At 67.2% G+C, this 19,877-nt stretch carries 19 protein-coding genes; 14 read left to right on the forward strand and 5 right to left on the reverse strand.

What is annotated here, in order from left to right:
• The first annotated feature begins 381 nt into the window (after positions 1–381).
• Positions 382–711: an MmpS family transport accessory protein gene (locus ACIA75_RS32605; protein WP_397110892.1), complete on the forward strand. Its 330-nt coding sequence runs from the start codon at positions 382–384 to the stop codon at positions 709–711.
• Positions 712–724: 13 nt separating this feature from the next.
• On the opposite strand, the gene ACIA75_RS32610 is transcribed toward ACIA75_RS32605, so the two are convergent.
• The 4 genes from ACIA75_RS32610 to ACIA75_RS32625 are packed head-to-tail and all read right to left on the reverse strand — an operon-like array spanning position 725 to position 4,570.
• A complete protein-coding gene (locus tag ACIA75_RS32610) occupies positions 725–2,245 on the reverse strand; it encodes a long-chain fatty acid--CoA ligase (RefSeq protein ID WP_397110893.1) in 1,521 nt (506 codons plus the stop codon).
• A 21-nt stretch (positions 2,246–2,266) separates the two neighbouring features.
• The gene (gene couM / locus ACIA75_RS32615; RefSeq protein ID WP_397110894.1) at positions 2,267–2,743 is read right to left on the reverse strand and encodes a p-hydroxycinnamoyl-CoA hydratase; all 477 of its coding nucleotides are present in this window, start codon (positions 2,741–2,743) and stop codon (positions 2,267–2,269) included.
• A gap of 14 nt (positions 2,744–2,757) precedes the next feature.
• Positions 2,758–3,651, reverse strand: coding sequence for a 4-hydroxyphenyl-beta-ketoacyl-CoA hydrolase (gene couO / locus ACIA75_RS32620; protein ID WP_397110895.1), 894 nt, complete (start codon positions 3,649–3,651; stop codon positions 2,758–2,760).
• Between the two features lie 7 nt (positions 3,652–3,658).
• Positions 3,659–4,570 carry an SDR family NAD(P)-dependent oxidoreductase gene (locus ACIA75_RS32625; protein ID WP_397110896.1) on the reverse strand — a complete coding sequence of 304 codons (912 nt, stop codon included), beginning with the start codon at positions 4,568–4,570 and terminating at the stop codon, positions 3,659–3,661.
• 158 nt (positions 4,571–4,728) lie between these two features.
• Between ACIA75_RS32625 and ACIA75_RS32630 the strand changes: the two genes are divergently transcribed.
• The 12 genes from ACIA75_RS32630 to ACIA75_RS32685 all read left to right on the forward strand — a co-directional run bounded on the left by ACIA75_RS32630 (position 4,729) and on the right by ACIA75_RS32685 (position 18,010).
• Entirely contained in the window at positions 4,729–5,166 is a 438-nt protein-coding gene (locus ACIA75_RS32630) for a MarR family winged helix-turn-helix transcriptional regulator (protein ID WP_397110897.1), read from the forward strand.
• A 113-nt stretch (positions 5,167–5,279) separates the two neighbouring features.
• A complete protein-coding gene (locus ACIA75_RS32635; RefSeq protein WP_397110898.1) occupies positions 5,280–6,113 on the forward strand; it encodes a PaaX family transcriptional regulator C-terminal domain-containing protein in 834 nt (277 codons plus the stop codon).
• 128 nt (positions 6,114–6,241) lie between these two features.
• A complete protein-coding gene (locus ACIA75_RS32640; RefSeq protein WP_397110899.1) occupies positions 6,242–7,159 on the forward strand; it encodes a transporter substrate-binding domain-containing protein in 918 nt (305 codons plus the stop codon).
• Between the two features lie 46 nt (positions 7,160–7,205).
• Positions 7,206–8,141, forward strand: a complete 936-nt coding sequence (locus ACIA75_RS32645) for an amino acid ABC transporter permease (RefSeq protein ID WP_397110900.1) — start codon at positions 7,206–7,208, stop codon at positions 8,139–8,141.
• A gap of 46 nt (positions 8,142–8,187) precedes the next feature.
• A complete protein-coding gene (locus ACIA75_RS32650; RefSeq protein WP_397110901.1) occupies positions 8,188–9,006 on the forward strand; it encodes an amino acid ABC transporter ATP-binding protein in 819 nt (272 codons plus the stop codon).
• A gap of 132 nt (positions 9,007–9,138) precedes the next feature.
• A complete protein-coding gene (locus tag ACIA75_RS32655) occupies positions 9,139–10,293 on the forward strand; it encodes a CapA family protein (protein ID WP_397110902.1) in 1,155 nt (384 codons plus the stop codon).
• On the forward strand, positions 10,293–11,531 hold the full coding sequence (locus ACIA75_RS32660; protein ID WP_397110903.1) for a CaiB/BaiF CoA transferase family protein: 1,239 nt from the start codon (positions 10,293–10,295) through the stop codon (positions 11,529–11,531). The genes ACIA75_RS32655 and ACIA75_RS32660 overlap by 1 nt, the downstream gene beginning before the upstream one ends.
• Positions 11,528–12,748, forward strand: a complete 1,221-nt coding sequence (locus tag ACIA75_RS32665; RefSeq protein WP_397110904.1) for a 2-hydroxyacyl-CoA dehydratase — start codon at positions 11,528–11,530, stop codon at positions 12,746–12,748. Before ACIA75_RS32660 ends, ACIA75_RS32665 begins: the two co-directional genes overlap by 4 nt.
• On the forward strand, positions 12,745–14,016 hold the full coding sequence (locus ACIA75_RS32670) for a 2-hydroxyacyl-CoA dehydratase (RefSeq protein WP_397110905.1): 1,272 nt from the start codon (positions 12,745–12,747) through the stop codon (positions 14,014–14,016). The genes ACIA75_RS32665 and ACIA75_RS32670 overlap by 4 nt, the downstream gene beginning before the upstream one ends.
• Before the next feature lie 6 nt (positions 14,017–14,022).
• On the forward strand, positions 14,023–15,246 hold the full coding sequence (locus tag ACIA75_RS32675; protein ID WP_397110906.1) for an MFS transporter: 1,224 nt from the start codon (positions 14,023–14,025) through the stop codon (positions 15,244–15,246).
• Positions 15,247–15,301: 55 nt separating this feature from the next.
• The gene (locus ACIA75_RS32680; protein ID WP_397110907.1) at positions 15,302–17,068 is read left to right on the forward strand and encodes a CocE/NonD family hydrolase; all 1,767 of its coding nucleotides are present in this window, start codon (positions 15,302–15,304) and stop codon (positions 17,066–17,068) included.
• Positions 17,069–17,095: 27 nt separating this feature from the next.
• Positions 17,096–18,010 (forward strand): CocE/NonD family hydrolase, encoded by a 915-nt coding sequence (locus ACIA75_RS32685; protein WP_397110908.1) that lies wholly within the window; start codon positions 17,096–17,098, stop codon positions 18,008–18,010.
• Positions 18,011–18,264: 254 nt separating this feature from the next.
• Here ACIA75_RS32685 and ACIA75_RS32690 read toward each other — a convergent pair whose 3' ends face one another.
• A complete protein-coding gene (locus ACIA75_RS32690; RefSeq protein WP_397110909.1) occupies positions 18,265–18,990 on the reverse strand; it encodes an SDR family NAD(P)-dependent oxidoreductase in 726 nt (241 codons plus the stop codon).
• Between the two features lie 203 nt (positions 18,991–19,193).
• On the opposite strand from ACIA75_RS32690, the gene ACIA75_RS32695 reads away from it, so the two are divergent.
• Entirely contained in the window at positions 19,194–19,838 is a 645-nt protein-coding gene (locus ACIA75_RS32695; RefSeq protein ID WP_397111107.1) for a DNA alkylation repair protein, read from the forward strand.
• Positions 19,839–19,877 lie beyond the last annotated feature (39 nt).

Here is a 19,877-nt window from a genome sequence, read left to right on the forward strand (position 1 = left end):
GCACTAGCAGCTCCGCGGCCCCGGGACGGCTCGCACAACTCCCCGGCGGGAGGGGTGTCGTGCGCCGCCGGAGAAGGGTGCGATCGCCGCCCGATCCGGCTCATGAGCTGGATAAATAGCGGTGTAACATTACTGAGGCCAAATGTGATCTACCTCCGGATGGCGCAAAAGTCCGCTCCGAGCAGAGGAGGCACATTGTCCTACCCGTCCGGCGACCGGCCTCAGAATTCCGGCGGACCGCAGGGAGACCCGCGGGGCAGGACTCCGCGAGCGGGGTCGCCGCCGCCGAGCTACCGGCCGCGCCGGAAGAGGCCGAAATGGCCGTGGATCGCCGGCGGTCTCGGCTTGGTCGTTCTCCTGCTCGTGGGAGGGTGCATCGCGGTGGTCACGGGGATGGTGAACGAGACCGGCGAAGACACCAGCAGTGAGGTCACCGTGACCTATCAGGTGCAGGGGTCCGGTACCGAGGCCGCTATCGCCTACCTGGGCCGGGACCAGGACATGGTGCAGGAAACAGCGGCCGACCTGCCGTGGAGCAAGGATGTGTCCGTCGGCGGATGGGGCAGGATAGTGTCCCTGACCGCGACCAACGGGGTGGACGGGGGTGATATCACCTGCCGGATCCTGGTCCGCGGCAAGGTGATGTCCGAGCAGACGTCCAGTGGTCCGTATGCCTCGGCGAGCTGTTCGGGAAACGCGGGGGAGCAATAGGCCGGGCGGAAGGTCAGGCGAATCGGCGCCGCAATTCGTCCTTGCGGATCTTGCCGGTGGCGTTCCGGGGGATCTCGTCGAGAACCACCATGGACTTCGGGATCTTGTACCTGGCCAGTCGCGGGGCGAGGAATTCGACCAGCCGGTCGAAACTCACTGCAGTGCCATCATCGGCCAGAGTGACAGCGGCGCGCCCGACTTCTCCCCATTTCTCGTCCGGGACGGCGAACACCGCGCAGCTCTCGACCCCGGGCATCTCCAGGATCGCCGCTTCGACCTCGGCGGGATAGATGTTCTCGCCGCCGGAGATGATCATGTCTTTGAGCCGGTCGACAATGCGGACGAACCCTTCGTCGTCCGCGACCCCGATATCGCCGGAGCGGAACCAGCCGTCGCCGGTGAACGCGGCGGCGGTGGCGTCCGGGTTGTTCCAGTATTCGCGCATGAGGTTCGGGCCGCTGATCTGGATCTCGCCCCGCTGCCCGGGTGGTACGGGGTGGTTGTCCGCGTCGACGATGCGCACATCGGTGAAGAAATGCGGCACCCCCGCGGTGCCCATTTTCCGCTCGGCGTTGTCGGCGGTGAGCACGAGCGTGCTGGGGCCGGCCTCGGTGAGGCCGTAGCCCTGGCACATTGTGATACCGCGTTCGGAGTAGATACGCAGGGTGCGGGCCGGCACCGGCGCCGCGCCGACCAGGATCCGGCGCAGTGCCGACAGATCGGTCCGTGACCACCGTGCGTGCGCGCTCATCTGGTCGAGCATTGTCGGCACCGCGAACGCGTAGGTCACCCGCTCCCGTTCCATCGTGCCGAGGACCCGCTCGGTATCGAAACCCGGTTCGATGATCACCTGTCCGCCCGCGAGCAGGGTCGGCAGCGCCACCATATCGAGTGCCGCGGTATGGAACAGCGGGGCGTAGACGAGGGCGATCTCGTCGCTGCGCAGGTCGAGATCGATCACGGCGTTCAGGACCGCGAAGACGATATTGCCGTGGGTGAGCACCACGCCTTTGGGCCTGCCCGTGGTCCCGGAGGTGTACATGATGAAACACGGGTCGTCGTGGCCGACCGCTTCGTCGATCCGGTCGCCGGTGGAGTGCGCGATCAGATCTTCGTAGCCCGGGGTCGCCGGGCCGGTGCCGCCCAACTGGATACGGTGGGCCACATTCGCCGCCTTCGCGGCGGGCGCCGCGATATCGGTGAGGTCCGCGGAATGGATCAGCACGCCGGCGCCGCAGTCCTGGAGGACGTACTCCACCTCGCCGGCGGTCAGCCGGGCATTGAGCGGGACGAAGGTGGCGCCGAGCAGTCCGCAGGCGAACAGCGCTTCGAGATAGGCCGGATGATTCGCGCTGAGCAGCGCGACCCGATCGCCGCGGCGAATGCCCAAAGAACGCAAGCCGTGTGCCAGCCGAGTGACCCGGTCGTCGAGGTCACGGTAGCTCGTCGATATCCCGTCGAAGGTGATCGCGGTTTTTTCCGGGGACAGGCGGGCACGGCGCACAGGCCAGGAACCGGTGCCTTGGTTGCGCATGGGACTCCTTCTCCTTCCGGTCTACTCGAAGAAGCGGTAGACGGCCTCGGCGACCACAGCCGGGCGTTCGGCGCCGTCGAGCTCGATCTGGGCGTCGACGGTCACCTGGACACCGCCCTTCGGGAGTTCCTCGGCCTTCTTCAGCGTGGCGTTCAACCGCACCCGGCCGCCGGCGGGAACAGGGTTGGTGAAACGCACCTTGTTGAGGCCGTAGTTGACCGCCATGGTCACACTGTCGACCGTCAAGACCTCGTCCCACATCGGAATGATCAGGGAGAGGGTCAGATACCCGTGCGCGATCGGTCCGCCGAACGGGCTCTCGGCCTTCGCGCGCTCGGGGTCGATATGGATCCACTGGTGGTCGTCGGTGGCGTCGGCGAAGGTGCCGATCCGCTCCTGCGGGATCTCGATCCAGGAACTGGTGCCGAGCGACTGACCTTCGAGGGCGGTGAGGTCGGCCAGGGTGGCCACATGGGTGGTGGTCATGGTGTTCTCCATCGGGTTCGGGGCGATCAGCGGGTGATGCCGAGGGCGCGTAGTGCGTTGTCTTTGAAGATGAGGGGTTCGACCTCGGGCTTGATCTCGAGATTCGCGAAATCCTTCATCCAGCGGTCGACCTGGATCACCGGGAAATCGGAGCCGAACAGGACCTTCGAACGCAGCATCGAGTTCGCGGCCCGGACCAGTTGCGGCGGAAAGTATTTCGGTGACCAACCGGACAGGTCGATATAGACGTTGGCCTTGTGGGTGGCGATCGCGATCTGCGCATCCACCCACGGCACCGCGGGATGCGCCAGGATCAGCGTCAGGTCGGGGAAGTCCGCGGCGACGTCGTCGAGCAGCATCGGATCGGAGTAGCGGAGTTTGATGCCGTGCCCGCCGGGCAATCCCGCGCCGATCCCGGTCTGCCCGGTGTGGAAGATCGCGGGCACACCGGCCTCGGTCAGCGCCTCGTAGAGCGGGTAGAAGGCCGGGTCGTTCGGCTCGAACGCCTGCATGCTCGGATGGAATTTGAAGCCGCGTACCCCGTACTCGTCGACGAGCCGGTGGATCCGGCGCACCGCCGCCTTCCCCTGCCAGGGGTCGACGGAGCCGAACGGGATGAGTACGTCGTTGTGCGCGGCGGCTTTTTCGGCGATCTCCTCGACGGAGTTCGGGGCGTGCCCGCTGCCCGAATTCGCGTCCACCGTGAACACCACCGCGGCCATATTCCGTTCGCGGTAATGGTCGGCTATCGAGTCGATGGTGGGGGTGCGTTCCTCGCCGGATTTGAAGTATTTCTCCGAGGCCGCCATCAGGTCGTCGTCGAGGGAGCGGTGCCCGCAGCCGTCGATCTCGACGTGGGTGTGGATATCGAGGGCAGCGATCTTGTCGAAGTCGATGCCGTATTCGTAGCGTGTGGTCATCGCGGGATCACTTTCCGGCGGTCAGTTCGGCGGGGAATTCCTCGCCGACCGATTCGCGGTGCTCGGACAGGGCGGGCCAGGCGGCGGCCAGATCCTCGGCGGCCCAGCCTTCGTCGTGATAGGTGATCGCCTCGAGCGCCGGGTGGGTCCACAGGGCGACTCGGTCGCCGCCGATAGCGAAGGCTTGGCCGGTGATCTCGGCGGCTTCCTCGCTCGCCAGGAAGGTGACGATTCCGGCGGCGTCACCGGTGGTACCCATCCCGATATCGCGGCGGATGAGCGGCGGCAGGGTACCGGTCCGCTCCATCTCTTCGATATAGGGCTTGAACAGCGGGATCGTCTCGGTCATCGCGGTGACCGCGACCGGGCAGACCGCGTTGGCGGTGATACCCGCGCGCTGCAGTTCCATCGCCCAGGTGCGGACCATGCCGACGATGCCGGCTTTGGCGCCGGAGTAGTTGGTCTGCCCGAAGTTTCCGCGCTGGCCGGCGGGGGAGCCGATGCAGATGAGGCGGCCGCCCTCGCCCTGTTCCCGGAATCGCAGCACGGCCTCGCGGGCGCAGGTGAAGGTGCCGCGTAGGTGCACATTCACGACCTCGTCGAAGGCTTGGTCGCTCATTTTCCAGAGCACGGTGTCGCGCAGGATGCCGGCGTTGGTGACCATGATGTCGAGCCGGCCGAACTCCTCGACGGCGGTGGCGACCAGCTGCTGGGCGGTCTCGGTGGGGCCGACCGGTGCGACGACGGCGACCGCGCGACCGCCGGCTTGCTGGATCTCGGCAACGGCTTTGTCGGCGGCTTCCGCATTGACGTCGTTGACGACGACGGCTGCGCCGTGCCGCGCGAGGTCTGTGGCGTAGGCCAGGCCGAGGCCCTGCCCGCTCCCGGTGATGACGGCGACCTTGTTGCTGAGATCCACTGCGTGCTCCTTCGGATTGTGGTGCCGATAACAAGGAAACATCTATAGTTGAAAAAGTCAATTATTGATTTCTGCTAGCCTAACCGCGCTGTGATGCGATCCCGCCGCGTTCGCTGCGGACTCCGCCGACCGCGGGTAACTGCTGCCAAGGAGGCGCTATGACTCACTCCCCAGGGGTCCGGCTGATGGACGACCTCGGATTTCTACTGTCCCGGGCGGGAGGTCTGGTGGCGGGTTCGGTGAACAAGGCGCTGGTTCCGCTCGGATTGAAGGTGCGGCCCTACTCGGTGCTTGTACTCGCCGGTGAGAACCCGGCCGGGGTGAATCAGCGGGCAGTGGCTCTCACGATGGGTCTCGACCCCAGCCAGATCGTCGCGCTGGTCGACGATCTCGAAGGGCGGGGACTGGTCGAGCGGATCGCCGACCGCGCGGATCGGCGCAACAAACTGATCGTCACGACCGAGGCCGGGAATCGGTTGCTCGACGAGGCGCGCGGTCTCGTTGCGGAGGCTCACCGTAACTGCTTCGCCGAGTTGCCCGAGCAGGTGCTGGACGATATGCGAGAGGCGCTGCGGGTTCTGGTGTCGGGGGGTTAGAGTCCGGTTCGACGCCGGGCCGCCGGAGTGGTCGATTCCCCGCGATGGGGCGTTGTGCTTCCGTCGACCCCCTCCGCGTGTATATGGTCATATTCGTGACGCATGCAGAAATTGTGACTAACGACTTCGCGTCGTCGGTGAAACCGCAGAGCGTTCTGCTCACGGTGCTGGGCCGCTATGTCCTCGATCGCGACATGGTGGTGAGCACGACCAGCCTGATCGATGTGCTCGCCGCGATCGGTATCGGTGAGCATGCCACCCGCTCGACCCTGAATCGCATGGCCAAACGTGGTTTGCTCGCCCGCCATCGGGCCGGCCGCAACGCTTACGTCGAACTGACCCCCCGGCTCACCGAGATCCTGCGCGACGGCCATATCAGGATCTGGCGCACCGGTGCGGTGGAGGCGAACTGGGACGGCTCGTGGACCATGCTGACCTTCACGTTTCCGGAATCCTGGCAGCGTCAGCGGCATGATCTGCGCGCGCGGCTGCAATGGGCGGGTTTCGGATCGCTGCAGGGTGGTTTGTGGGTCGCGCCGTCCACCACGGACGTTCGCGAGATCCTCGAGGGTGTCGAGGGCGCCGAGCGGGTGCGTGTTTTCCGCAGCCGGGCCGACGCCGAGACCGATATTCCGGGGATGTTGCGCGACGCCTGGGATGTCGACGGGATTTCGGCCCTGTACAGCGATTTCATCGAGCGGTGGAGTGACCCCGGGCGGGTGCGATCGGACAGCGCGCTGGGTGCGCAGCTCCTGCTGGTGACGGAGTGGCTCGAGGTGATCCGGCAGGATCCCCGGCTGCCGCTCGAGCATCTGCCCGCGCCCTGGCCCGCGGCGCCGGCGCAGCGGCTGTTCCACGATCTGCACGACCGGCTGGATGCGGTGGCCCGGGCCGAGGCCGCACAGCGGCTGGACCTCCGGTCGCCGGAATCCCTACCGCGGCGTTGATATTCGTCATTTTGTTGACGGTAGAATAAAATTGAGCTAATGTTGGCCAGGTCACATCGGATGCTCGGCGACTCTCGTTCCCGGCCCGAATCGTGCACTTCCATTCGGCCCATCACGTGAGGGATTCGATGAGCTTCACTCGTGCCAAGGCGTTTACTGCCGCCGTCGCGTTATCTGTTCTGGCACTCGCCGGCTGTACGTCGATCGACGAGAAGACCGCGCAATCCGAACAACTGTCCGGACCGGGCGAGAACGCGGGCGTGCTGTACGACCAGCTACCGCAGGCGATCAAGGACAAGGGCGAGATCGTCTTCGTCGGCGATTCGCATCCGCCGTACCGCACCGTCGGCGCCGACGGGAAGACGGTCACCGGAATGGACCCCGATATCCAACAGGCTCTGTCCGGGGTGCTGGGTGTGCCGATCCGGATGGAGGTGTCCAGCGGACTCCCGGCGATGCTGTCCGGCATGCTGTCCGGTCGGTACGACGCCTTCAACGGACCCGTCAAGGCCACCCCGCAACGGCTCGCCGAATTCGACGGGGTGCAGTGGCTGACCAGCCGCACGTCCTATCTGCTGCCGATCTCCGGTGGTATCGCCGCGCAGAGCACCGACGAACTGTGCGGGACCCGCACCGCGGGCGTGATCGGGTCGATCACCGAGGAACAAGCGGCCAAGCTCTCCGATTGGTGCGCGAGCAAAGGTAAACCGCGGGTCGAATTCGTCGGCCTGGCCGATACCAACGCCACCCTCCTGGCCGTTCAATCGGGTCGCGCCGATTCCGCGGCGCTCACCCAGAGCGGTGCGATCGATACCGCCGCCGCCCAGCCCAACACCTGGCGCGCCGTCGCACAGACCGAGGAGCAGGGCGCCCGCGCGGATCAGCTGGTGCTGCTCTCGCCCAAGACCAACAACCTGGGTCCGGTTTTCTACGAAGCCTTCAAACTGCTGTTCTCCGGCGGGCAATACGACGAGCTGGTCGAGAAATGGAATCTCGCGGATATCGCGATTCCCGAGCCCGTGCTGAACCCCACCGCGACGGCATGAGCCGCGACCCGCGAGCCGTCCCATGTCCGACGAACAAGGAAACGCGATGACCGCATCTCTGACCGAGCGGCCCGCGGTGACAGCGTCCCCCACCGCCGACGATGTCTCCGCCGCCCGGCCCCGATTACGCCCGCTGCGGTGGATCATCTCGGTGATCCTGCTGGTCCTGGCCGCGCAACTCGTCAATTTCATCGTCACCAACGAGCGGTTCGGCTGGGATATCGTCTGGGGCTACCTCTTCTACCCGACGGTCCTGAAGGGCCTGGCCATGTCGGTGTTCATCACCGTGGTCGGCATGGTCGTGGGCTCGCTGCTCGGTGTGGCGCTCGCCGCCGGCCAGAACAGCGATTTCTGGCCGGTCCGGCTGGTGTGCCAGGGGTATGTCGGTATCTTCCGCGGTATTCCACCCCTGGTTCAGCTGATCTTCTGGTTCAACCTGGCGTATCTGCTGCCGCAGCTCTCGATCGGGATTCCCTTCGGCCCGACCTTCGCGTCCTGGTCGTCGACCGAGCTGATCAGCCCGCTCACCGCCGCGCTGATCGGGCTGAGCCTGCACGAGGCCGCGTACATGTCGGAGATCATCCGCTCCGGTATCGGGGCGGTGGACGCCGGGCAGCGGGATGCCGCGATGGCGATGGGTTTCAGCCGCTGGCGGACCTTCTCGCGGATCATCCTGCCGCAGGCCATGCGGGTGATCGTGCCGCCCACCGGCAACCAGTTCATCTCGCTGCTCAAGGGCACCTCGCTGGTCTCGGTGATCGCCATGACCGACCTGCTGTTCTCCGTGCAGCTGATCTACAACCGCACATATCAGGTCGTGCCGCTGCTGATCGTGGCCTGCCTCTGGTACCTGGCCGTGGTCACACTGCTGACGTTTTTCCAGCGCCGGCTCGAACGCCGCTACGGCCGCGGGGAGCGCCGCGACGAGGGAAGCAAGAGCAGCTGGCGTAGCGCGTTGGCCCGGGGAAAGAAGTCGCTGTGATGCGCAACTTCCGCCGACCGCAGGTATCGGATTCGAAGGAGACGCGATGAGTGATCAGGCGACTGTGCCGGTGGTGCGGGTGTCGAATCTGCGCAAGGTGTATCACGGCCGGCCGGCGCTCGACGGTGTGGATCTCACCGTCGCCGAGGGTGAGGTGGTCGTTGTGCTCGGCCCGTCCGGATCGGGTAAGTCCACGCTGGTGCGCTGTATCGACCAGCTGGAGAAGATCGACGGTGGCGCGATCTACCTCGACGGTGAACTGCTGGGGTTCGCGCACAAACACGGCGCCCTGCGGCCGCTGTCCGAGGACGATATCGCCAAGCAGCGGCGCCGGATGGGCATGGTTTTCCAGCAGTTCAACCTGTTCCCGCACTGGACGGTCCTGCGCAATATCACCGAGGCCGCGGTGGCGGTGCACGGGATGTCGAAGGACGCCGCGCGGGAGCGGGCCGAAACGCTGCTGGACAAAGTCGGTCTGCCGGATAAGGCGAATGCCTATCCGCGGCAGCTGTCCGGTGGTCAGCAGCAGCGGGTCGCCATCGCGCGGTCGGTGGCCACCCGGCCCCGGGTACTGCTGTTCGACGAACCGACCAGCGCCCTGGACCCCGAACTGGTCGAGGAGGTGCTCACCGTGATCAAGGATCTCGCCCGCTCGGGCCTGACGATGGTCGTGGTGACCCACGAAATGGAATTCGCCCGCCAGGTCGCCGATCGCTGTGTGTTCATGGTCGACGGGAAAGTCGTCGAACAGAACACGACCGAGGAATTCTTCGAACGCCCCCAGACCGAGCGGTTGCAGCGGTTCCTCAGCAGGTTCAACGAATCCCGCAAGGGCGGCCGGGAACTCGTCGAGGAGGTCGTGTGATGCGATACCTCCGCCTCCGCTGCGGCCTCCGCCGACCGCATGTACCTAGTTCGAAGGAGGATATGTGATGCGATACCTCCGCCTCCGCTGCGGCCTCCGCCGACCGCATGTACCTAGTTCGAAGGAGGCTATGTGACTGGTAGGTGCACAATTCTCGCTGTTGGGGATCTTGTCCTCGACGAACCCGATCCCGCATCGTATTTCGTGCCGAGTGCGGAGTTGTTGCGGTCCGCCGATATCGCCATCGGTCATATCGAGGTCCCGCATTCCACGAGCACGGTCCAGGCGAGCACCGATGTTCCGGCGCCGCCGGCCGATCCGAAAGCGCTCGATGCCGTCGCCGACGCCGGTTTCGATATCGTCACCCTGGCCGGTAACCATCTCTACGATGTGGGCACCGACGGTGTGCTGGATACGATCCGGTATTCGCGGGGCGCCGGGCTGAAGACCGCGGGCGGGGGAGCGAACCTCGCCGCCGCGCGCGAACCCGCCGTGCACGAGGCGGGGGGACTGCGGGTCGGGGTACTCAGCTTCAACTGCGTCGGCCCCCGCGATTCGTGGGCGGCCTCGCAGAAGGCCGGTGCGGCGTACGTCAAGGTGCTCACCCACTACGAACTCGAATCGGCCACCCCCGGTGGGCCGCCCACCGTCTACACGTTCGTCGCTCCGGACAGCCTCGCCCAGATGAAGTCCGATATCCGGGCGCTGCGTGACCAGGTGGATGTCGTGGTGGTCGCGCTGCACAAGGGTATCGGGCACACCCCCGCGGTCCTCGCCGATTACGAATCCCCACTCGCCCGGGCGGCGGTCGACGCGGGCGCCGATCTGGTGATCGGGCATCACGCGCACATCATGCGCGGGATCGAAATGTATCGGGGGAAGCCGATATTCCACGGTCTCGGCAACTTCGTCACCGTGACGCACGCTCTGACCCCGGTCGGCGGGGATTCCGCGGAACGCCGGGCCTGGGCCGCGCGGCGCCAGCAGATGTTCGGATTCGTCCCGGATCCGGATATGCCGTCGTATCCGTTTCATCCCGAGAGCCGCAATACCGCGATCGCGTCGTGCACCTTCGGCCCGGAAGGAATCGTCCGGGCCGGGTTCGTGCCGTGCTGGATCGACGACGACGCCCGCCCGGTTCCGCTGGCCCCGGACGACCCGCGCGGCGGGGAGGTCGCGGAATACATCGAAAAGATCACCCGGGCAGCCGGTTTCGATACCGAGTTCTATCGCGACGAGGACCTCGTCACGGTGGCCGAGCCCGACGTAGCGCAAAGGATAATCTGATGGACCGGCGTCCGCTGGAAGGCAAGATCGTTCTGGATCTGACCACGGCACTGGCCGGCCCGTACGCGACCCTGCTGCTCGCGGGGCTCGGCGCGCGGGTGATCAAGATCGAGAATCCGGAACGGGGCGGTGACGCCTCCCGCAACAACTCCCCGTATGTCACCCGCGACGGGCTGTCGGTACGCCGGACCGCCGACGAGGACATGTCGGTATCGATGCTCTCGCGGGGCCGGAACAAGGAGTCGATCACCCTCGACCTCAAGAATCCGGCCGGCCGGGAGGTGTTCTTCGACCTGGTCGCGCACGCGGATATCGTGGTCGAGAACTACAGCGCCGGGGTCACCACGCGGCTCGGGATCGATCACGCCGCTGTTGCCGCGGTGAACCCGAAAATCGTCTACACCTCGATCAGCGGGTTCGGCAGCCAGGGCGGCCCCGGCACCGGTAAGGCGATGGACACCATCATCCAGGCCCTCAGTGGGGTCATGATGACCGCGGGCAGCCCCGGCGATGCGCCCATCCGGTTCGGCCTCCCGATCGGTGATCTGCTCGCCCCCCTGTTCGCGGTGATCGGCACACTGTCCGCGATCATCCAGGCCGAGCAGACCGGTCGCGGCCAGCACGTCGATGTCTCCATGCTCGGTGCGCTGACCTCTCTCGTCGCCGCCGAACCTTTCGACGCCTTCGAAATGATCGGATTGCCCACCCGCACCGGCGATATGGTGCCACGGCTCGCCCCGTTCGGGACCTTCCCGGCCGCGGACGGACACTTCGCGATCTGCGGGCCCACCGACGCGTTCGCGCACGGGGTGCTCACCGCGATCGGCCGCCCCGACCTGATCACCGACCCGCGGTTCGCGAAACGGGACGGCCGGGTGCACAACGCCGACGAACTGCACGCGATGATCGCGAAGTGGTCGGCGGACAAGCCGGTGGCCGAGGTGATCGCGGAACTCGAGAGCAACGGCGCGCCGTGCGCGGAGGTCCGGTCGCCGCGGGACGCGGTGCGCGATCCGATCGTGCAGAAGCGCGGGGAAGTCGTACCGCTCAGCCACCCTAGTTACGGGGAGGTCGTCGAACTGTTCGGCAGCGGTCTGCCGATCACGATGTCCGGCAGTGACACCAGCCTGGACCGCCCCGCCCCCGCGCTCGGCGAACACAACGCGGACGTCCTCGGCGAGCTCCTCGGCTACGACGCCGCGCGGATCGCCGCCCTGGCCGAAAGTAAGGTGCTGTGAGCGCGGCCGCGGACCGGGTCCGGGAAATCCACGATTCCAGCGTGGTCCGGGCCGCCGCGGGTCACCGGATCGCCGGGAGATCCGCCCCGGAATCCACGGCCTCGTCTCGCCCGGTGATCGGCGTGGTCGGCGGAGATGTTCCCCTCGAGATCATCGAGGCGTGCGGCGGGCGCGCGTTCCGGCTGTCCGCCGCGGATCGGGAGATCGGGGCGGAAGCGGTCGAATTACTCGGTGCCGCAGTGGATTCCGTCTTTCACTCGATTCTCGATCGTATCCTCAGCGGTGAATTCGGTTTCCTGTGCGGACTGGTCGTATCCCGTGATTGTCAGGCATCCCTGCGCCTGTTCTACGTGCTGCGGATGCTGGCGCGGCAGGGGCGCACGGTCCCGGAGGTGCATCTGGTCGACCTGCTGCACCTGCCGCGGGAATCGACGCGCGACTACAACGCCCGCCAGATCGCGACGCTGGCCGAGGTGGTGGCCGGCTGGACCGGAACCGCTCTCACCGCGGACACTCTCTATGCGGCCCGGAAAACGCGAGGGCAGCTGGCCCGGGCACTGCGTGACCTCCGCGCCCACCGGGCCGCGGGCGCCGTACCCGGTGCGACCGCGCTGCGCCTGTACGCCCTCGCGCAGACCGAGGCGCCTGCCGACTCCCTCACCTTGATCGGTGCGGTGCTCGAATCGATACAGCAACCATCAGGCCGAGACAGGGATATCGCCCACGATGCCCTGACCTCGACTCCGGTCGACGGAAGGCCCCACGTCTTCCTCACCGGCAGTACCGTCGACCAGGTTTCGGTCTACGACAGGCTCGAATCCGCCGGATTCCTGCTGGTCGGTGAGGACCACAACTGGGGTGATCCGGTGGCCGATCTCTGGGGCGCACCCACCGAAGCAACCGGCCTACCCGCCGCGTATACAGCTATCGCCGAGCAGCGGCTGCGACTCGGTCCGATGGCCCAGACTTCCGGTCTGTCCGAGCGTGCTCACTTCAGCGCGGCATGCGCCCGCCGCTGCGGTGCCCACGTGGTGCTCTCGGTCAGCCGCCACAACGATCCGGCTCCGGACTGGGATCGGCCGGGACTGATCCGGGAACTGGGATCGGACGTGCGGGTCGTGACCCTACCCGTTACCGCCCACACCTGGTCGGCGGACGAACTCGGCACCGCCGTCGCTCTGCTCACCCGGGAAGATTGCGAGGCTACGGCACGATGAAGGCATCCCACACCGCCCCCGCCGGCCCGTCCACCCGGCTCGCCGCGGCGACGGCGGCGACCGCGTATCAGAAGCAGTGGTTCGCCCGGATGCGCGACGAGGTCGCCGCCGGGGCGCCGCTGGCGCTGGTGAATGCCGACGCACCGCAGGAAATCCTGCGGGCCATGGGAATCCCGTATGTGGTGAACCAGTGGTGGGCGTCGGTCGTGTCGGCCAAGCGGATGGGCCCGGAAGCGCTGAACAGTATTGCCGCGCAAGGATATCCGGACGACTCCCTGCAGTACGACGCCATCGGCCTCGGATCCATGGACCTGCCGGCCGAGCGGGCGCCGTGGGGTGGGCTGCCCCGGCCCGATTTCGTGATCGCCGAATGCAGCGGTGACGCCACCCGCAAGATCTTCGACCTGTGGGCCGAGCATCCGGAGACCGAATTCTTCCCGTTCGAACGGTCCTCGGCCACCACGGCACCGGACAACTGGTGGGAGATCGTCCCGCACGACTGGGAACAGGCCTACGCGCCGGACCGGCTCGATCTGATGACCGGTGAGAACTGGCAGCTCGTCGATTTCCTCACCGAGCGCACCGGGCGCACGTTCGATATCGACCGGCTCGCCGAGGTGATGGCGCTGGTCAACGAGCAGGCCGAATGGAACAGGAGGACCCGGGACCTGATCGCCGCCACCCGGCCCGCACCCGTTTCCATCAACGACAGCATTCCCGCGGTAATGATCCCGCAGTGGCATCGCGGCAGCGAGTGGGGCCGGGACGCGGCCCGGGCGCTGTACCACGAGGTGGAAGAAGCGGTGGCCGACGGTCGCGCGGTATGCCCCGGAGAGCGGCTGCGGCTCATGTGGATCGGACGCGGGCTTTGGTTCGATCTCAACCTGTACCAGCGGTTCCAGGAGAAATACGGCGCGGTGTTCGTCTGGTCGATGTACCTGGCGATCGCCGCCGACGGCTACGCCCGCTACGGTGACGACCCGATGCGTGCCCTCGCTGCCCGCTTCACCGGATTCACCGATCAGCTCTACACTCCGCCGATGTCGGCGCAGTGGTACGTCAAAGAAGCGACAACCCACGGTGTCGACGCGGTCGTCCACCTGGTGGCCGACGATGTCCCGGGGTCGGCGTTCACGACCGAGGCGCTGGAACACGCCGGTATCCCGGTCCTCGAGATCAACGCCAACAATGCCGATTCCCGTGGTGGCGCCGCGGCGGCGCTGGAAACCGCCATCGGCGATTTCCTGGAGCGACGAGTTATCGGCTGACCTGCCATGTCACCGCTGCTACCGCCGCCGCTGCGCCGGCGGAACTTCCTGCTGTACTTTTCCGGGCAGATCTTCTCCAACACCGGGGTCTGGTTCCAGAATCTGGCGTTGAGCCTGTGGATCGTCGAGACCACCGAGAGCGCACTGGCGTTGTCGATGGTCGCGGTCTGCCAGTTCACCCCGATGCTGCTGCTCTCCGCGCCGGCGGGTGCGGTGGCCGACCGGTTCCGCCCGCGCAGCATCCTGTTCGTCACGGCACCACTGATGATGCTGTGTGCCGGGGCGCTGGCCGTCGCCGCCGCATCGGGGCACGACCAACTCGTCACGCTGCTGGGCATCATCGCGCTGAGCGGAGTAGTGCAGGCGTTCGATCGTACCGCGGGACAGGCGTTCCTGTACGAACTCGTCGGTCCCCGCGAGCTGGGTGCGGCGGTATCGCTGAACACCGTCGCCATGTCCGCGGCCCGGTCGCTGGGCCCTGGGCTGGCGGGCCTCACCTACGCGGCAGCGGGCGCGGCGACCTGCTTCACCGTCAACGCGATCACCTACTCGAGTGTGCTGCTCGCCCTGTGCCTGATGAATCCGAAGAGCTTCGCGGAAAAGCGGGTTCGGACAACTGAATCCGACAAGGGTGCGGTGCGTGCCCTGCTCGGCGACCCGACGTTGCGGCGGCTGTTCGGCACCAATATCGCCGTCACGGTTCTCGCCATGAACTTCATGGTCGTGGTCACCGCCATGGTGACGATCACGCTCGACGGTGATCCGGCGCAGCTGGGCGCCACCCATGCGCTGAACGCTGTGGGCGCGGTGATCGGCGGGCTCATCGTGTCCGCGATCGCGCACCGGGGCACCCGGGTCGTGGCATTGGCCACGGCGACCCTCGGCCTCGCTCTGGGCTCGGCGGCATTCTCGCCGAACCCGCTCGTATTCCTGCTCATCTCACCGCTCATCGGGCTGGGCCTGGGTGCTTTCCAGAGCTCGCTCAACAGCACGGTGCAGATGCTGAGCCCGCCCGGTCTGCTCGGGCGGTCCGCCGGACTGCTCACCATGAGCAGTGTCGGTGTCGCCCCGGTGGGCGCCGTGATCGCCGGTTCGATCATCGACAGTTCCTCGGCCCGGGTGGCGCTACTCGTCGGCACCGCGGCCTGTCTGGTGTGCGGTGCGCTGCTCGCACGCGGCGGTGACCGGAAACCGGATCCGGCGCCCGAACACACACCGCTGCTGCGTTAGCCGCGGCGGCGTGCAGGCGAGATTTTCTCGCCGTGACAATTTCAAGGAGATACCTATGTCCAGAGCTCGCTGGCTGGTCGCGGGTCTCGTCGGCCTCGTGGTCGTCGCAGGCGCGTTGTTCGCAGCGGTCACTCGAACAGCCGACACCGATTCCGTACAAGCGGGTTTCGCCGATTACGCGCCCGGCACGCAGTACACCGAGGCGACCACCGAAACCTTCTACCTGCCGATGACGGACGGCACCCGGTTGGCGGTACTCCTGCACCGTCCCGCCGTCGACGGGCGGGCGGTGGACGGCAGGTTCCCGGTGATCTGGCATCACAAGCTGGATATCTATCCGAGCGACAAAGACGGTGTGGGGCCTCGGGAGGCGGGGTATTCGAACCTGACCGCCATGACCGAGCACGGTTATGTGATCGCGCAGGTGGCGCGGCGCGGTAACGGTCAATCGTTCGGGGTTCGGCGTGGTTACCACGACCGGGTCGAGGCACAGGACGCCTACGATGTCACCGAATGGCTCGCCACCCAGCCGTGGTCGAACGGGCAGGTCGGCGTGTACGGCTGTTCGAACACCGGGGACGCGGCCATGCACGCCGTCTCGATGCGACCCCCGCATCTGAAGGCGGCTTTCGCCGGGTGCTTCTCCTGGAACAAATTCGACGCCATGCGCCGCGGCGGGATCGCGGCACAGTGGGGTTACGGGCCCACGCGCACAGTGGCCGATGACATGAAGGTCGCCCCCGTCGCCGGCGACGAGGACAAGGTGCTGCTACGCCAAGCCGCCGAGGAGCACCAGCAGTCCACGCCGCTGGCGAAGATGTGGGCCGGGATGCCGTACCGGGACGACTACTCGCCGCTGGTCGGCTCCCGTTTCTGGGCCGAAGGCAGCCTGAGTACCTATGCGGACCAGATCCGCGAATCCGAGGTGCCGCTCTACATCGTGGGCGGGTGGCGCGACGAGTTCCGGGACCAGGGAATCGTCACCGCGCTCAACACCTCCGGTTCGAAATTGCTGATCGGGCCGTGGCTGCACTGCGAGAACCCGGGCCTCCCGCTCGTGCAGGAGGCGCACCGTTTCTTCGACGAGCATCTGAAGGGGATCGACACCGGGCTCGACGCGGCGCCACCGATCCGCTACGCCACCGTCTCCGATATCGACAACCCCACCGGCGCCATCGATTGGCGTGAAGCACAGGCGTGGCCGCCCACCGATTCGGGTCCGACCGATTTCGCGCTCGGCGGCGACGGGGTACTCGGCTCGGCCGCCCCGGGCAGCCGGAAGTTCACCGTGAACACGTCGATCGAATGTCCGGAGGCGGGCTCAGGGTCGACCGTCCAACCGTGTCATACGGCCGGTGAGGGCGCGGCGTACACGAGCGAACCCCTCACCCGCGATACCGAGGTGACCGGTACGCCGCTCGCCGATCTGACCGTCCGGGTCGACCGGCCCGACGCCCATATCTTCGCCTATGTCGAAGACGTGGCACCGGACGGCACAGTATCGGTGGTCACCGAAGGGCGCCTCACCGCCTCACTGCGTGCGGAAAGTGAAGCGCCGTACACCCTTCCGGCCGGCGTTCCCTACCACCGCTCGTTCCGGGAGGACGCGCAACCGCTGACGCCCGGCGAGGCCGTGCGCATGCGGTTCGACATTCTGCCCCTGTCCTATGTGTTCCGCGAGGGCCACCGGATGCAGATCACGGTGACCGGTTACGACCACCGGGAAAGTATCCCGCTGCCCGACGCCCACGGGTCGACCATCGAGGTCGTCTCCGATCCGGCGCAACCGTCGCTGGTCCAGCTGCCCGTCGTGCAGTCCTGATCGCTCACCATCGCCAGGAGTTCCTCCATGAAATTCTCCCGAAACGCCGCACTGCTGTGCGTCGCCCTCGCCGGCGGTCTCGTGGCCGCCTGCGGCACCGACCAGAGTGCCTCCGCGCCGGAACCGGCCGTCACCGTCGATGCCCGCGACGACTACCACCCGACCGTCCGCGAGGCCACCGAGGGCCTGGACGGGCACACCGTCTTCCGCCCCGCGGACCTGGACGCCTTCCCCGCCGGCAGCGTCCCGGTCCTGGCCTGGGCCAACGGCGGATGCCGCACCAGCAATATCTCGGCCACGAGCTTCCTGACCGGGATCGCGGCCCAGGGCTACATCGTGATCGCGAACGGGGCACCCGGCGAGCACCCGATCGAGCAGCTACCCGACGACACCCTCGCCCGCCCGGACCGGCTGACCGACGCGATCGACTGGGCCACCGACCCGGACACCGGTGGCGCCCAACTCGGCGGAAAGGCCGATACCGGCAAGATCGGGGTGATGGGCACGTCGTGCGGCGGTGTCGAGGCGCTGCTGGCCGCGGCGGACCCGCGGGTCAAGTCGGTGGCGGGTTTGAACACCGGTTTCTTCCCGCGCAAGAGGTTCGGGTACGAGCGCACCGAATTGAACAAGATCACAGCGCCGACGCTGCTGTTCAACGGTGGTGACAAAGATCAGGCGAAGCAGAACAGTATCGACAACTTCGATCTGCTGGATATCCCGGCGGCCCTCGTCGCCCAGGAAACCGCCGGGCACAGCGGCCTCACCTACGGGCTGGACGCCGGCGACACCAGCGGTCCCATGCTGATCGCCGGCTACGCGATGGTCACCGACTGGTTCGACTACACCCTCCACGGCAATGCCGAGGCGAAAGCGCAATTCACCGGCGCGGACTGCGGGCTGTGCACGAAACCCACCTGGACGGTGCGCACCAAGAACCTCTGACCGTCCGGCAGCAGCGGAGCTACGCCCGCGGCGAGGAAGGTCGATCCGGCCGCTCCTCGCCACGGGTGTTCTCCGGTGGTCGAGGGGCATAGCGGGCCGGCTCGCCGCCCGGTACCGGGACGACCGAGTCGCGTGCTTATCGCCCTCGGGCGGTGCGGCCGCGACGGTCGTCACCGCCCCGGCCGGCCGGGTGACCTGTCCGCTCTCGTGCCGTGCGGGGTGAATGTGGCGCCGGGTCGCCCGCGCCACGGCGTTCACCAGGGCATCGGGCCGTGGCGGGAGATGAATCCGGCGGACAAGTCCGCGGCGGTGCACGCTTCGACGATGGCGTCGCTGCCCTCGGTGACGGTCTGCGGGCCGGAGAATCCGTTCAGGCCGGTCGCGGTGTACCCCGGGTCCACCGCGGTGACCCGGACATCCGGCAGCGACTTCGCGTACATCGTGGTGACCATGTTCAGCGCCGCCTTCGACGACGGATACACCAGGTCGATCATGGTCGCCTCGACCAGGCCCGGCTCGGCGGTGATCGCGAACGACCCCAGCCCGCTGGACACCATCACCAGCCGCGGCGCCGCCGACTTCCGCAGCAGCGGCAGGAAGGCGTGGGTGACTCGCACCGGCCCGAGCAGGTTCACCCCGAACACCGGTAGGAAATCCGTGGGCAGGGTTTCCGCGGGCGGCTTCGGCGAGGTTCCGATGCCGGCGTTGTTCACCAGCACGTCGAGCCCGGTGCCGGAGCCGGCGAGGGTCGCGTGGGCGGCCCGGACCGATTCGTCCGAGGTCACATCCAGCGGTACCGCCCGCACATCCGCATCCGGGTGTTCGGCCCGGATCTTCGCCACGGCGTCCGCGCCGAGCCGCGGGTCGCGGGCGCCCAGCCATACCGTCCATCCCAGATGCGCCAGCCGGCGGGCGGTTTCGTAGCCGAGGCCCCTGTTGCCCCCGGTGATCAGAACGGTCGAATTCGTTGTCGTTGTCATGGTTTTCACCGTGCCGTTCGGCCGGTCTGCGCGGGAGGCCCGGCGGCTCGTGGGACCGGCGGTACCACCCGGCGGCCCAGCAACGGCCTGTGTCCATGACCAGAGCTGGAGCAGCGTGGACGTCGTAGGCTGAGACCCACAGCCGAGGGAGAGGAGGCGAGGTGGCCCAGACCACGAAGGACCCGGCGACGGTGGCCGAGGTGATGGCGGAGCTGGCCGCGCTCGAGGATCCGAAGATCCGCGCGGTGAACGAGAAACACGGCGACGATCACGCTGTGAACCTCACCAAGCTGCGGGCGGTGGCCAAACGGCTGAAAACCCAGCAGGACCTCGCCCGCGAACTCTGGGCGACCGAGGACACCGCGGCGCGACTGCTGGCGCTGCTGATCTGCCGCCCGAAGACCTTCGACCGGGACGAACTGGACATCATGCTGCGGCAGGCGCGCACACCCAAGGTGCACGACTGGCTGGTCAACTATGTGGTCAAGAAAAACCCCCACGCCGAGGAGCTGCGGGTCGCCTGGTTCGCCGATCCGGACCCGGTGGTGGCGAGCGCGGGCTGGGCACTGACCACGGGACGCGTGGCCGAGAAACCCGAGGGTCTCGATCTCCCGGGACTACTCGACATCATCGAGGCACAGCTGAAAAACGCCCCGGACCGCCTGCAATGGGCGATGAACCACTGCCTGGCCCAGATCGGGATCGAACACGCCGAGCACCGCGCCCGCGCCCTCGATATCGGTGAACGACTGGAGGTGCTGAAGGACTACCCGACACCCCCGAACTGCACCTCGCCCTTCGCGCCGATCTGGATCACCGAGATCGTGCGACGGCAGCAGAGCACATAGGGCAGCGCGTCGGGTCGGTCCGGAGGGCGTCGGCGACCG

Source organism: Nocardia sp. NPDC051750 (assembly GCF_044453135.1).
Lineage (GTDB): Bacteria > Actinomycetota > Actinomycetes > Mycobacteriales > Mycobacteriaceae > Nocardia.